The sequence below is a fragment of the Rubripirellula tenax genome (assembly GCF_007860125.1).
Lineage (GTDB): Bacteria > Planctomycetota > Planctomycetia > Pirellulales > Pirellulaceae > Rubripirellula > Rubripirellula tenax.
In genome coordinates this window covers 47036-60614 of the sequence record NZ_SJPW01000004.1, presented here as the reverse complement: position 1 = coordinate 60614, position 13579 = coordinate 47036, and the positions used below count along the sequence as shown (strand labels likewise).

General features: G+C 56.1%; 10 protein-coding genes. 4 read left to right on the top strand and 6 right to left on the bottom strand.

From position 1 onward, the window contains the following. Positions 1 to 65: 65 nt before the first annotated feature. Both Poly51_RS14700 and Poly51_RS14695 read right to left on the bottom strand, forming a co-directional pair. Positions 66 to 2018 (bottom strand): serine/threonine protein kinase, encoded by a 1953-nt coding sequence (locus tag Poly51_RS14700; RefSeq protein WP_146458574.1) that lies wholly within the window; start codon positions 2016 to 2018, stop codon positions 66 to 68. Continuing rightward, on the bottom strand, positions 2015 to 2617 hold the full coding sequence (locus tag Poly51_RS14695) for an ECF-type sigma factor (RefSeq protein WP_222435870.1): 603 nt from the start codon (positions 2615 to 2617) through the stop codon (positions 2015 to 2017). Before Poly51_RS14695 ends, Poly51_RS14700 begins: the two co-directional genes overlap by 4 nt. A 236-nt stretch (positions 2618 to 2853) precedes the next feature. Here Poly51_RS14695 and Poly51_RS14690 point away from each other — a divergent pair, with 236 nt between their 5' ends. The 4 genes from Poly51_RS14690 to Poly51_RS14675 all read left to right on the top strand — a co-directional run bounded on the left by Poly51_RS14690 (position 2854) and on the right by Poly51_RS14675 (position 8442). Next, the gene (locus tag Poly51_RS14690) at positions 2854 to 3627 is read left to right on the top strand and encodes a PEP-CTERM sorting domain-containing protein (protein ID WP_146458572.1); all 774 of its coding nucleotides are present in this window, start codon (positions 2854 to 2856) and stop codon (positions 3625 to 3627) included. A gap of 461 nt (positions 3628 to 4088) precedes the next feature. Then, the gene (locus Poly51_RS14685) at positions 4089 to 7316 is read left to right on the top strand and encodes a DUF4347 domain-containing protein (protein ID WP_146458571.1); all 3228 of its coding nucleotides are present in this window, start codon (positions 4089 to 4091) and stop codon (positions 7314 to 7316) included. Between the two features lie 113 nt (positions 7317 to 7429). Continuing rightward, entirely contained in the window at positions 7430 to 7987 is a 558-nt protein-coding gene (locus Poly51_RS14680) for a PadR family transcriptional regulator (RefSeq protein WP_146458570.1), read from the top strand. Further along, positions 7984 to 8442, top strand: a complete 459-nt coding sequence (locus Poly51_RS14675) for a hypothetical protein (protein WP_146458569.1) — start codon at positions 7984 to 7986, stop codon at positions 8440 to 8442. Before Poly51_RS14680 ends, Poly51_RS14675 begins: the two co-directional genes overlap by 4 nt. 80 nt (positions 8443 to 8522) lie before the next feature. Here Poly51_RS14675 and istB read toward each other — a convergent pair whose 3' ends face one another. The 4 genes from istB to Poly51_RS14655 form a co-directional block, all read right to left on the bottom strand. Next, positions 8523 to 9281: an IS21-like element helper ATPase IstB gene (gene istB, locus Poly51_RS14670; RefSeq protein ID WP_222435869.1), complete on the bottom strand. Its 759-nt coding sequence runs from the start codon at positions 9279 to 9281 to the stop codon at positions 8523 to 8525. Further along, entirely contained in the window at positions 9275 to 10879 is a 1605-nt protein-coding gene (istA, locus tag Poly51_RS14665; RefSeq protein ID WP_186775569.1) for an IS21 family transposase, read from the bottom strand. Before istA ends, istB begins: the two co-directional genes overlap by 7 nt. Before the next feature lie 502 nt (positions 10880 to 11381). Then, positions 11382 to 13148: a Na+/H+ antiporter NhaC family protein gene (locus tag Poly51_RS14660; RefSeq protein WP_222435868.1), complete on the bottom strand. Its 1767-nt coding sequence runs from the start codon at positions 13146 to 13148 to the stop codon at positions 11382 to 11384. Then, positions 13138 to 13500: a hypothetical protein gene (locus Poly51_RS14655; protein ID WP_146458567.1), complete on the bottom strand. Its 363-nt coding sequence runs from the start codon at positions 13498 to 13500 to the stop codon at positions 13138 to 13140. Before Poly51_RS14655 ends, Poly51_RS14660 begins: the two co-directional genes overlap by 11 nt. Positions 13501 to 13579 lie beyond the last annotated feature (79 nt).

The window sequence follows — 13579 nt, the reverse complement described above, 5'->3', positions numbered from 1 at the left end:
ACGTTCCGAATCGTCACCGGCAAAACACCACGGCGAACGAAATACCGTCACTTACAGTCGCTTCGTCAGTCGGCCCAGCGAGTATCGAACAGCGATGCGGTCCAGCGATGATCTGTTGCATCGGTGGTGGTGTTGTCTTGACCGGCACGCATTTCAAACAACGCCAACGTGGAAGGTTGTGAGTCCAGTCCCGAGCGGTAAACTGCGGGATCGGGCAGTGGATGCTTGGACAGGCGAAGCGAGTGAATGGTTCCGCGAAAGAATCGTGTGCCCTGTTCATCAGGCAGCATGCCGGCGGGAGTTCCGCCAAAGCACAGCATCGGATCGTTTGGAAAAAGCGGATAGGCGATCGGTTGCGTTTCAGCCTTCTTACCATTGATCCACAGTTCCAGGTCGTCTCCAATCCAACGCGCCGCTACCAAACACGTTTCATCCATCGCCATCTCATCCACGGTCACTTCAAGCGCCGACTTGCCATTGCCCAGGGTCGCAATTCCCCATTTTCGGCCTTGCATGATGAACAGTACCAGGCTTGTGTCACCCGTCCATGTCACGACGTTGCATGGCAAACGGCCGGCTCGCGGAGTCACCACCACTTCGATCATCGATTGACCCGGAATCGGCACTTCAAAATCGGGGACCATCGCGTAGCTGGTTTGTCCGTTGAAGATCAATCCGTTGGACGTCGCGGTTGGCTGTGTGGGCTTCGACGAAGATATCGAGGCCGCAACGACCAGGAGTATGCCGGCGATACACGTCGCGATCGCAATCCCTTGACGCACACGTTTTCTTGACACCGGTGTGGGCGGCATCGCAAGCGGCGACGGCGAATGGTTTTGCAATTCGGCGAATCGCAAACGCACTTCCGTCATCGAACGTGGGCGATCCGCGGGATCCTTCGCCATCATCGATTGGACAAGATCGACCAGCGCCGCGGGAACTGGCGCGTCTTCGTTCGATCTGGCTAGGCTGGGTGTTTCGGACTCGATGTGCGACAGCACGGTGTCGAGCGGCGAGTCGCCACAGTAAGGCGGATTGCCGGTGATCAGGAAGAACAGCGTGCAGCCGAGGCTATAGATGTCGCTTTGGACGTCGACTTGATCCGGAAACCTCGCTTGTTCGGGCGATAGGAACTCGGCGGTTCCCATGATGTGGTGCGACTTGGTAAGGACATCATCGTGTGGACGATCGCTGGGCACAGCACCGTCTAGGTTTTGCCGAAGCTTGGCTAGCCCAAGGTCAAGAACCTTAAGATTTCCCGCCGCGTCCACCAACAGGTTACTCGGCTTGACATCGCGGTGGATGAAACCGGATTCGTGAGCATACTGCAGTCCGCTTGCGGCTTGATCACAAAGGTCGATGGCCTCCGTCACCGAAAGGCTTCCCGTTTCTCGCACTCGATCGGCGAGCGTTTGTCCGTCGATCCATTCGGTCACCAGGCACAACATGCCGTCGGCGTCTCGAGCGTCAAACGCGGTCAAGACGTTGGGGTGCGACATCGCGGCCACGGATTGGACTTCGCGTTCGAACCGACGTCGCGCTTGCGGGTCTTGGCTTGTTTGTTGCAGCAAGACCTTGATGGCGACTTTGCGACCCATCAATTCGTGACGAGCGCGATAGACTTGGCCCATGCCACCGCGGCCAATGCACATTTCGATCACGTAGTCACCGACACGTTGGCCTTCGTGTAACCGATCGGCAACGTTTGTCGTTTGCGATACTGCACGCGTGATTTCGTCGAGATCCGCTTTCGTCAACGACTTGCACCACGCAGAGTAGTCCTTGATGGAGACTTCCACGCCCAAACTCTTACGGTACTGGGCGTCCAAAACTGACAGTTCCCGCTGAAGTATTAAGTGAGTTCGAGCGTCGGAACACTCCAGCGAATCAAGGAACATGGACAGAGAAGCGGCCCCATCGCGTTGCCAAGTTTCCTCGAACTGGTCACAACAACGATTCACGAACAGCATTTGATCGGAGGGCAAGTCCTCAAAATCGATTCGATCGTCTGGGTTCACGATTGAGCCTCGGACTGCCAAAGTTGCCGGATCGTTTTGAGTTTTCGCTGCACCGTTCGGGGCGAACACTTCAGTGCGATAGCGATCTCCGTCGCGGAGTTACCTTCCATGCTAACGATCGCGATTTCACGCAGCATCGGATCGTTGGTTCGGTCCAAGCAGGCCAACAATGATTCGAGTGATTCGGATGCTGCGGCGACAAGTTCTGGTGACGGTTCGGGCCCGATCGCGTTTTCGAGCAGCGATTCCGCCGGTTCGTTGGCAGTACCGCCTCGTTTTTGGCGGTTCTCGTGTCGGACATGGTCAACCGCCTTGTTGATCGTGATGGTGACCAACAGCGGCCACAGGTTGACGTCGTCACGATCCAGTTCGATGCGGCCGGCTCGGATACCGAGACAGAAGCTTTTGAACGCGCTGAGTGCGACGTCTTCTTCATCACGGGCGGCCGTTCGTGTATCGCGAAGTCGCTTGCGGGCAAGTAAGACCATCCGTTGAAAGTACAGCTCCCAAAGTCGTGATGTGATGACTGAGTCGCCCGCGCGCAGCCGTGAATGCCAATCCGGAAAGGTGGTTTCGATGGGAGGCTTATCTTCAATCACGTGGCTAACGGCATGAATCTCGAGTTCCGGGGAGCAGCAATATGTTGTCGGCATTATGCACCGATAGTTCGACGATGCGGAGGCGAAGTGCTCCGCAATTCCTTCTCGTCTACGTGTTTTCGGCCATTCCACAGAAATGTCTGCAAATTTTGTCGCGGTTTGGACAAGGATAGCGAGTAACAAGTGTCGCTCCCTATTTCTGAATAGGCCTCCTCTTTTCTTTGAAGAGCCCCCGCATGTACCGAATTCACATCGTGATCGTCGCTTTCCTCGCTCATCTGAACGTTCATGCACCGGATGCTTCCGCTGAATTGGTGACGGTGATCAATTCAGGCTTCGAGGATATCAGTGGCGAGTCGCCGTTCAACGAGTTTACGTTTGGACCGCTCAATGGCTGGGACTTGTATGATCCCGACGGCATCGCCGCCGGCGGCGGCGCGGGTGCGACGTACTACATCGGAACGTTGACCCCCAACGCGCCGACGAACTTCACCGCAGGTGCCGCTGAGGGTCAGCGCGTCGGCATCGCGTTCAATTTCGCGGGAAGCGGCGGCCAAGGCGAATACGGCATGCAGCAGACGTTAAGCGCGACGTTGCAGGCGAACACTCACTACCAGCTAGACGTCGAGATCGGCAACATCGCATCGGGTATCGCCCAGAACGGCGACGATTTTAATCTCAATGGTTTTCCTGGGTATCGCGTCGACCTGCTCGCCGGTGGCGCGGTTTTAGATCAGGACGACAATTCGCTAAGCGGTTCGATTGCTGAGGGCGATTTCGGTACCAGCAGTCTGTCGTTCACAACGGGCGACACTCACTCGCTGCTTGGCCAGGCCTTGGGCATTCGCTTGGTGAATTTGAATCAGATTGATTTAATGTATCCGGGTGCGCATCTGGAAGTGGACTTCGACAACGTGCGGCTCAACGCCACCGCGGTCCCGGAGCCGTCGTCGCTTGTCCTTCTGGCTTTAGGGGGCGTCGTTGCGTTCCGCCGCCTCTTCCTCGCATAGCGATGGGGTGCCTCGATCTCCTTCTCCATTGGCAGATCACAGTGCCATCTGTTGGCCGCATTCATTCGGTTGGGCGAATGGGGAACGATCTAACAAGAAGAATAGAAGCGGGCAATATTCCTGGGACGACTATTGGCATGCAACGCAAACAATGTTTCGGTCGCCCTTCAGTCGAGTGAAGGATTCTCAGGGCCATATGAGAAGGTGTGCTTGAAATTCGTCTGCTTTTTGATGGCGCTCATGCAAAACGAAGAAGTTTTAATAACGGATATCGGACTTTTTGCGTGCAAAGTCGGGCGTCTCGCGTGGATCTAGTTATCATTTCTAGCGCCGCTTCGTGCGGCTGGGCGATGGATCGCCGCTCCAACGCGGATCATGAAGGGTGAGACAACCTATCAAGTCCCCTTCAGGTGATTGCCGCGTGTGTCCCGCCAAATGTTCTTCGATGAGTCTGACGACCTATGAAACGTTCCCTTCGCACCTTGTCCAAAAGTCACCACGCAGTCGCCCGTCGATCGCCAAATTGGAGCGCCGACACGTTTGAAAAACGATTGATGCTGGCCGCCGATTGCGGAGCCGCGATCAGCCAAGCTGCTGAAGTTGCACCCGCTTGCGAAGTCTCTCAGTCGAGCGTTGCCCAAACACAATCGAATCACATTGTTTTCGTCGATCCCAGCATCGACGACATCAGCCCATTATTGAACGGTTTGTCGGCGGATCACGAGTTGGTGTTGCTGCAACCCAATCAAGACGGCCTGGGCCAAATTACCAAATTGCTTTCTCAGCGAAACAATGTCGCCAGCGTTCACATCGTTGCCCATGGCCGAGCAGGGCAGATTCAATTGGGCAATCAGTTGGTCGACGCAGAAGTGCTTCAGCAGCGACAGGCAAGCCTACGGAGTTGGTCGAACTCACTGACCGAAACGGCCGACATCCTGATCTACGGATGTGAAACCGGTGCAGACGAAAGCGGACTGAATTTGATCAACGAGATCGCCAAGTTGACGGGCGCCGATGTAGCGGCATCGACCGACAAAACAGGCGCTCAGTCTTTGGACGGTGACTGGATCCTGGAACGCAGCGTTGGCGCGATCGAATCCGGATTGGCCTTCGACGCTCTGACGCGACAGAGCTACGCCGGCGTGATGCCGATCACGATCCGCGCCCAAGGATCAACCGGCGAGGAAAATATGTCGTTGCAAATTGACGGGATCACCGTGGCGACGTTCGAGAGTATCGGCACCCAGCTTCAAGATTTCACCTATCAAACAACCACCAATGCGCGGTCCAGTCAGATTCGCGTTGACTTCACCAACGACCAGTACGATGAAGTGACCGAAGCCGACCGCAATCTGCGTGTCGACAGCGTTACGATCGAGGGAGTGACGCTGCAGACGGAATCTCCTGACGTCTTCTCGACCGGCACTTGGAAACCCGAAGACGGTATCGTTCCCGGTTTTCGGGAAAGTGAATTCCTGCACTCCGACGGGTACTTCCAATTTCCAATCATCGGAATCGGTTCCGGATCCGAGATCGAAATATTCGCGCGAGGTGACGAGGGCACGGAACAGTTCAACTTGCGGATCGATGGTCGAAACGTCGCATCCTTCACGGCGACGACTCAGCTTCGGTCCTTTACCTACACCCACACTGAAAACGTCATCGCTGATGATGTGCGAATCCAGTTCCCAAGCGACCGATGGGATCCCGCCAATGGAATCGATGAAAATCTGACCGTCGACTACATCACGATTGATGGCGAGAGCTTCCAGACCGAGGATCCTTCGGTTTACTCGACCGGAACCTGGACCGCCGCCGATGGGATCGTGCCAGGATTTGGGCGGGGCGAAGAATTGCACGGCGCAGGCTACTTTCAATTCGCCAGCAACACAAATGATGGATCCCGGATTCTGGTCCACGCGCGTGGACACGAGGGCACAGAGCGTTTCAATCTGGTGGTTGATGGGCAGGTTGTCCGCACATTCACCGCATCGTCAACAAGCGATTTCCAAACGTTCGCTTATATACATTCCACCACCGTTGATGCTGCGGATATCCGAGTTCAATTCATTAGCGACGAGTGGAATCCGGTTTTGGGAATCGACGAGAATTTGGATGTCGACTACATCTCGGTCGACGGAAAGGCCTATCAAACCGAGAGCCCAGCCGTTTACTCAACCGGAACATGGACTGCCGCCGATGGGATCATTCCTGGATTTCGTGAGTCCGAAACGCTTCATAGCGCCGGCTTCCTCCAATTCGCCAACGCGAGCTACTTGATCGATACCGATTCGGAAGGCAATGGAGAATGGAGCGACGTTGAGCCGCTCGGATTGGTCCCTATTCACTCCATCGTCTTGCCCGATGGAAAAGTGTTTAGCTTTGGTACGACCGAACTGGGTATGCAAAGTGCTCAGTTCGTGTACAGCATTTACGACCCCGAAACCGGTGTTGAAGAGATTCTTCCCAACACGACCGACACGGACATCTTTTGCTCGAACATGTCGATCGATCCGGTATCGGGCAACGTTATGATTTTTGGCGGTGACGCACGAGGCGAAGGTGGAACGGTCAACACGGCCGTCAACGATGTGCTTGTGTTCGACTATGCGAATCGAACCCTACGCGACGCGACCCAAGGCGAAATGGCGTACGATCGCTGGTACGGCAGCAGTGTCACGCTTCCCAACGGCGAGATCCTGGTTCTAGGCGGAACCGGTGGCGGAAAAGATATTCCCGAAGTGTTCAACGCGACGACGGGATGGCGAACACTGACCGGCGTCAACATGAACATCAACTACTACTATCCCAAGACTTGGGTGACCAGCGACAGCAGTGTGGTGACGATGTCCAACAGCGGCGCCATGTACAGGATCAACACTGCCGGGGCCGGCAGCTCGCAACAGATCGGTACCGCCGGTGTCCCTCACCACAATGGGTCCCCCGGCGTCATGTACGACGTCGACAAGATTGCGTTCGTTGGTACCAATGCAAAGATCTATGTCGGGGACCTCAGCGCGACGAACCCAACGTTTACCGCAGTCGCGAATGTTCTTTCCGCCCGACGCGACGGTGGCATGAGCATGTTGCCGGACGGCCGTGTCTTGATCACCGGTGGCAGCAGCCAGTTCAATGTTCTTGGCACTGCCGTTTATGCAACCGAGATCTGGGATCCGACGACCAACCAAGTCGAAGTGGTCGAGGACGTCGAACTGGCTCGCCTGTATCACTCGTCCCATATTCTGTTGCCCGACGGAACCGTCTGGGTAGCCGGCGGTGGGGCTCCAGGCCCGCTGAAGAATCTGAATGCTGAGTTCTACGCGCCCGACTATCTTTACGCCGCTGACGGCACGTTGGCGGTTCGTCCAGTGATCACCGCTGCGCCATCGAACGTCGACAATAGCGACACGTTCACGATCACGGTCGAAGACGCTAGTGTCATCCAGCGAATCACTGCGGTCCGAAGCGGAGCATCCACTCACGCGGTCAACAACGACACGCGTTTCGTGAATCTCAGCTTCACCGTGATCGACGATAGCACGATCCAAGTTACAACACTGAATGCCAACATCATGATCCCTGGGACGTGGATGCTGTTCGCGCTGGACGCCGACGGCACACCGTCGAAAGCCAGCATGTTAGGCGTTGCCACCGCCAACGTGATCAACACGCCTCACCTTTTGGCGTGAGAGTGCTGCCCAGCATCGCCAATTCGGCGTGTTTTTGCGTCAATTGGAAGGACTCTCGTATTCGTCGTGCAATCTGACTTGCATTACTATGGGACAGGTCCTGTAGTAGGCTTATGAGTCTTCGCTACATATTGCTCGCGTTAACCCGCGAGCCCGTTTCTGGCTACGACTTGAATCGCGTTATCGAGCAAACGATTCGCCATTTCTGGGCGGCCGATCAGGCACAGTTGTATCGAACGCTCAAGAGTCTCGAGTCCGACGGACTGGTCAAGCGGGATGAATGGGAGCCGCATCTTGGGCCGTCGCAGAAGACCTTCACGCGAACCGCGAAGGGGAAGCGTGAATTGATTCGGTGGCTTCAGAGTGACCCCGAGTTCTCGATCGAGCGATCAGCTTGGATCGCCCAATTGGTCTCTCTTCATGAAGCGGCCGATATAGCGACGACGTTTCGCTTCATTGAAAAGCTCAAGGAACGTTTTGAAGCATCGCTGCTGACGTTTCAGATGATCGACCAAGGTGAGTCGGCGCGACCGTTGTCACGTCGTTCGTCTGATGACCTGCACGGTGCTTTGGGCCTTCGGTTGGCCACGATGACGACTGAAACTCGGATCAAGTGGTGCAATTGGGCTTTGGATGTCCTAAGTGACCGTCTGCGAAAGGAAAAACGATGATGGAATTCACCTCCGCTCACGGTTTGCTTCGAACCGCCCACATCGTCACGGGGTGTGTCGGGCTGACTCTATTCTGGGTTGCGGCACTCACTCGCAAGGGCGGTGCTTGGCACCGAAAGTCGGGGCTGTTTTTTTATCTATCTGCTTTGGCGGTCTCTGCAACCGCGTGCGTGTCGAGCCTTTGGGCCATCGCTGCTCCGATTTCGTTCGCGGGAATCCAACGTGCCTTGAGCCCGGATGAGACGACGCACCTGATCAACAGCATCAGGTTTCTCTTCGTCATTCTGTTGACACTGATGACCTGGCTTGTCGCGTCCGTGATCATGGGCCGCCATGTGATCCAACAGAAACACGATTTTCGGCGGCGTTCATTTTTGCCTATCGTGGCTTGGCTGGGCTCCGCCTTCATCAGCATCGGATGTGGAGTCTACGGCGTGGTGTCAATTTGCGCCTGAAACAGTACCACTCATTGGCGATTCAAACGGTACCAGTTGGTGAGGCCGGGCCGCGAAGCGACCTGGTGGTACTGTTTGACTTAAGCTTCTTCGGTCGCCGACCCGGTTGGCGCTTTGGTACTGTTTGAAGTTTTTGGCTGATTTCCCATACGGTAGCTCCGGCCGGTGATTTGCATCACGTCGCTGTGGTGCAGGAAACGGTCCAGAATCGCCGTCGCACTGGGCACGTCCCCGATCAACTTGCCCCATTCCTCCAGCGGGCGGTTGCTCGTCATCATCGTGCTGCGGACGTCGTGCCGACGCATGATTACCTCGAACAAGTACTCGCCGCTTCGCTTGGGAAGTTGCTTCATGCCCATGTCGTCGATGATCAACAAGTCCGGTTCGAGATAACGCTTCAAGATCCTCTCGTGACCATCGAGCGCTTCGTCGTGAAGGAAGTCACGAACGACATCAAAGATGCTGCGGTAATACACCGTCATCCCGGCACGGATCAGCGACAGCCCGATCGCTTGAGCCAAGTGGCTTTTTCCGGTTCCCGGTGGCCCTAGCCAGAGCACGTCACGACGTTCACGGACGAACCGCCCCGTGGCCAGCTCAAACACCATGCTTTTCTTGATCGTCGGGTTGAAACTGAAGTCAAAATCTTCCAGCTTGCGAACGTCTCGGAAGCCCGCCTTTTTGATTCGCCGAGTGATCTGACGATCGTCACGAATGTGGATCTCATCCTGCAGCATCAACTCAAAGAACTCGAGATGCGTCAGGCCAGTTGCGGACGCTTCGTGAAGACGAACCTCGAGCGATTCGTTCATGCCGCTCAGTCGTAGCTTCGTCAGCATGGGGGTGATGATCTTATTGATTGATAGATTCCTTCTTGGACTTTGGTGTGAATGAACTTTGCGTACTCAACGATCGGACGGATGATCGGGTGATCTTCCATGAACTCCATGGTCGTTTGCGTCGTCTCGGGCTGACGCCTCAGTAGCGTGCGAATGATCCGGCAGTTGATCGCGCCACTGCGAACCGCGATGCCGCAGGCGGCGTCGATCGCATCGCCACTGTGCATGCGGCTCATTGCCAAAACGCCTTGCAACACCCGGGCGGCCTCGACACCGCGACCCGCCACGACGGCATCGGCCCACTGGTTCGCCGAGGGTCCAATGAGTCGCATTTTGTTGTGTAAATGGGCGATCCCGCGTTCGATCGGACTGATCTTTTGCGAAGCGATGTGACCGGCGTCGGTTTGAAAACGACCTGGCTCGATGATTGTGTGCGTGGCGATGTGACGAAGGTTCTCATCGAAGATCCTCACCAGGTGACTGTCATGGCGAACCCATATGTCGCGGCCCAGATACTCCGGCGGGACACTGTAAAAGGAACGGTTGATCGAGATGTGTCCGCCGCGAGAAACCTTTCGCTTGGCCTCGTGATAGAACTCGAAACGGGTCGAGGGAAGATTGGCAAGCGATGGCTTTTCGACATCTATAAAACAGGCCAAAACTTGCTTCCGCGTGGTGCCGTGAATGCGAGTATCGGCGACCCTGCTCTCCCAATGATGCAGGTGATCGTTTTGCGCCGCGAGTGTTTCAAACTCCCGGCCACGCAACGCGTTCTCTTGCACATAGTCGACACCGCGTTCGACCTTGCCTTTGTGGCGTGGTGTTCGTACTCGTGTTGGCAGGAATGCGCACCCATAGTGCTTGCAGAAATCGACCAGCTTGGGATTCAATTCGGGGTCATGCCAGTCGGGCGTTTTGACGGCGCACTTGGCATTGTCAAAGACGACTCGCTGGGGCACTCCGCCGATCGCCCAGAAGCAGTTCTCCAAGGCCCGAATGAAGCTCTCTGTGTCTTGTCGAAAGACCGCTTCGCTGTAGCCCTTTCGTGAGTGACTCAGGACAGCTCGAAAGACGTGCGTTCGCCGGTAAGTTCCATCGGGGTTTCGGATCTTCGCACCGGTTCCAAAGTCGACTTGCAACTCTTCGCCGGGCCGGACTTCCATCCTCCGAAACGGCAACTCGGTGGTTCTGCCGAGTGCTTGAACGAACCGATTGACCGACCAATAACTGACATCGGCCCCGTGATCAGCGACGAGGTCTTGATGGATGCGGCGGGCGGACAAACCGGCTTGGCATTTCTGGATGACGATGTCGCGAAACGGCTCGCACTGACTGTTGCCGACCGCCGCTGAATCGGTCGCCTGAGACTGGTCAGACCCGGTTGGCGCTGTGGTACTGTTTGAATCCGCCGACCCGGTTGGCGCCAGAGCGATGGGAGCCGTTGGCGCTATGGTCCTGTTTGAACTCTCGCCAGCCAAGTGCCGCCGAACGGCCCCACGAGAGACGCCAAGGGTCTTTGCGATTCGCCGCTGAGAGTAACCGGCGTCGCGTAAGTTGCTGATTGCAAGGGACTTGTCCATCGCCAGTTGATCCGCCATGAGGCCCTCGTCGGTGGGTTTTCGGATATGAAAACCCACCATCGGACAAGGGGCCGGGGTGTGGGATCAACTGGTACCGTTTGAGGCGCCAATCACTGGTACTGTTTGGGCGCAAACTGACATCCGTTCAGGCAGGCTGCCCGAACGGAAAAAGTCGTGCTTAGAAGTTATCTACGTGCCATTCGTGGCCGACAGCGGAGCCGGGTTGGCAATCCAAAGCACCGCAGCAGTTTCGGTCGACCCGCACTCCGATGCAATTGAATCATGCGGTAGCCGCAATCGATGCATTTCGGATGCTCAAGTTTCCCGACCTGTTTCAGATCGAGTGCACCGAGTAGTTGTGCCATCGTAGGCGATGGTCGACAACGGCCACTCCTCCTGCATTTTAATCATTTGCAGATGACTGAAACTTTATCTTCGTTCGACCCGTTTCCGCTAGGCAGATGCACAGTTCCTGCAAGTGGGTGTGCAGTTGCAGTAGCGTGTGTCGTGCAAAACTCAATTAGCACGTCAACGCGAGCGCGGTCCACAGGACCAGTGCAATGCCAGCTGCAGCGGTGGCGGGGATCATTTGGGTGAGTACGTGGTCCATCAAATCGGCGCCTGTTGTCATCGAACTCAAGACTGTCGTGTCCGATATCGGCGAACACTGGTCGCCCATGACGCTGCCGTTGAGCACCGATGCGAAACAGATTGCGACAAACAGTTGTGGGTTGCTTAAGTCGGCTGACGCGGCAACGGAGATCGCCAGCGGCATCGCTAACGGAAACGCGACCGCGTAAGTTCCCCAACTCGTGCCTGTCGAAAACGCAATCGCAACCGTCAAAACGAACAACAATCCCGGCAACAGCATGTAGGGGACGGTATCCCCGAGTCCGCTGGTCAAGTAGTACGCCGCGCCTGTGTCACGTGTGATGCTTCCCAGCGTGACGGCAAGCAGCAGGATCACCGAAGCGACCACCACGCCCTTCAAGCCGTTGTTGATGCCAAGCATCAAATCGGTCAGCGACATCCCGCGAATCAGTGACGTGATCGCGGCCACCACAACAGCGACGGCAAACGCAACGCGGACTTGCGGTGATCCGGAAAACCAAAAAGTGCCGACCGCGATCCCGGTCAACATTCCTAATGGCAAGACAAATTCCAGCAGCGATGGGACGTAGCCTTCGGGTGTCTGGCTGGCTTGCAGTTCGGTCGACAGCATGGGGTCGCTGCCGGGGCGATCGAGCTGGCCCGTCGTCCTGGATCGTTCGATGGCGGCACGCATTCGTTTTCCAAGGAACGGAGCCTTTTCAACGGACAACAGCAGCGTGCCGAGCACTGCGAACCAGGCGTAAAAACTAAGCGGTAGCGATCCGAAGAAGAAACTCAGCCGATCGGACTCGGTCGCCAGAAACGTGACGCCCGGTACGAAGATCAATGTTTGCACGTACAAGGGCCAGGCGTTGAACGCCAACAAGATCGCAATCGGTGATGCCGTCGAGTCGACGATGTACGACAGTTCCTCGTGGCTGATTCGTTGGCGATCGGCGACCGGCCGGACCGTCGTGCCCACCAAGACGGTGCTGATCGTTCCGCCTTGGAAAAACAGAACTCCCAATCCCCAGGCGACCAATTTTGCCGAACGGGGGCCGCGAACGAAATGGCGAGTCGCCCAGTTTGCGAACGCTTCTGCGGCGCCGTTGCGAGACCAGATCCCCATCAACGCGCCCAACAACCAAAGATAGAGCAGCAGGATGCCCGCACCACTGACGCTGGCCATCGACGGCATCAGCACTTCATCGACGATGTTGTATTGCCCGAGCAGCAATCCGCCCGATACCACACCCGCGAGCAGCGAAATCATCGGTTCTTTCGTGAGCAAACACATCGCCACGGCCATGATCGCGGGTAAAAACGACCACCATCGAAAGTGGCTCGATCGAACGACGCGTATCGGCCGACCATCAGCATCGCGAAAAACCTTGGTGGCCAATTCGTCTGCCGTCAAGCCTTCGGCATCCGTCTCGTTCCAAACCGGCAGGGTTTCGGTATCGATCTTTTCCATATCGATGACGACCCATGATTTGCCGTCTTCGACCGTTTGTTCGATCGCAATCTTGTCAATCAGATCGGTCGACTTTGCCCACTTGCCAGCGGCAAATGACATCGCCAATCCGACAACGACAACGCAGGCGGCCCATCGGCCGACGGTGAAGTTGCGTTTCGAACCCGGAAATCTGTTCGGTGCTTCGTGATTGATTTGCTGATCGGTTTGCTCAGTATTCAAGAGTCTGTGTCACGGATTTGAGAAAGAAGGGTTTTGACAAGAGAACGATAAGCAAGTCGGATACGCGCTGGATTCTATCTTCACGCTCACCACGTTCACTACGCAAAAGCATCATTTGCGTACGATTTTTTGCAGCCGTGAAGCGATCCCCCCAATGATCAAGGAGAAACCCCTGGACCGCAACCGCAAGACGATCGGGCACGTCGGAGTTCTGGTTGAGGCCGAAGGTGCGTGGTGGTGAAATTTCCTTGAATACACCTGATGCTTTGAACAACAAGCAATGTGAACGATTCTGGTTGCACCATGTGATCGACAGCGAAGGCTTCGCTCGCCTCGAGTTTAGAATGGGCATGGTGTCATCGCCGCGCGGCGCAAACGGTCGGCCACACAGTACTTTCCAAAGTGCATTCGCGAAGACGCAACTGAAAAGA

What these genes read in the sequence shown, in the direction of transcription:
- Poly51_RS14690 (WP_146458572.1), top strand. Translation starts at nt 2,854, where the DNA reads ATGTACCGAATTCACATCGTGATCGTCGCTTTCCTCGCTCATCTGAAC.
- Poly51_RS14685 (WP_146458571.1), top strand. Translation starts at nt 4,089, where the DNA reads ATGAAACGTTCCCTTCGCACCTTGTCCAAAAGTCACCACGCAGTCGCC.
- Poly51_RS14680 (WP_146458570.1), top strand. Translation starts at nt 7,430, where the DNA reads ATGAGTCTTCGCTACATATTGCTCGCGTTAACCCGCGAGCCCGTTTCT.
- Poly51_RS14675 (WP_146458569.1), top strand. Translation starts at nt 7,984, where the DNA reads ATGATGGAATTCACCTCCGCTCACGGTTTGCTTCGAACCGCCCACATC.
- istB (WP_222435869.1), bottom strand. Translation starts at nt 9,281, where the DNA reads ATGCTGACGAAGCTACGACTGAGCGGCATGAACGAATCGCTCGAGGTT.
- istA (WP_186775569.1), bottom strand. Translation starts at nt 10,879, where the DNA reads ATGGCGGATCAACTGGCGATGGACAAGTCCCTTGCAATCAGCAACTTA.
- Poly51_RS14655 (WP_146458567.1), bottom strand. Translation starts at nt 13,500, where the DNA reads ATGCCCATTCTAAACTCGAGGCGAGCGAAGCCTTCGCTGTCGATCACA.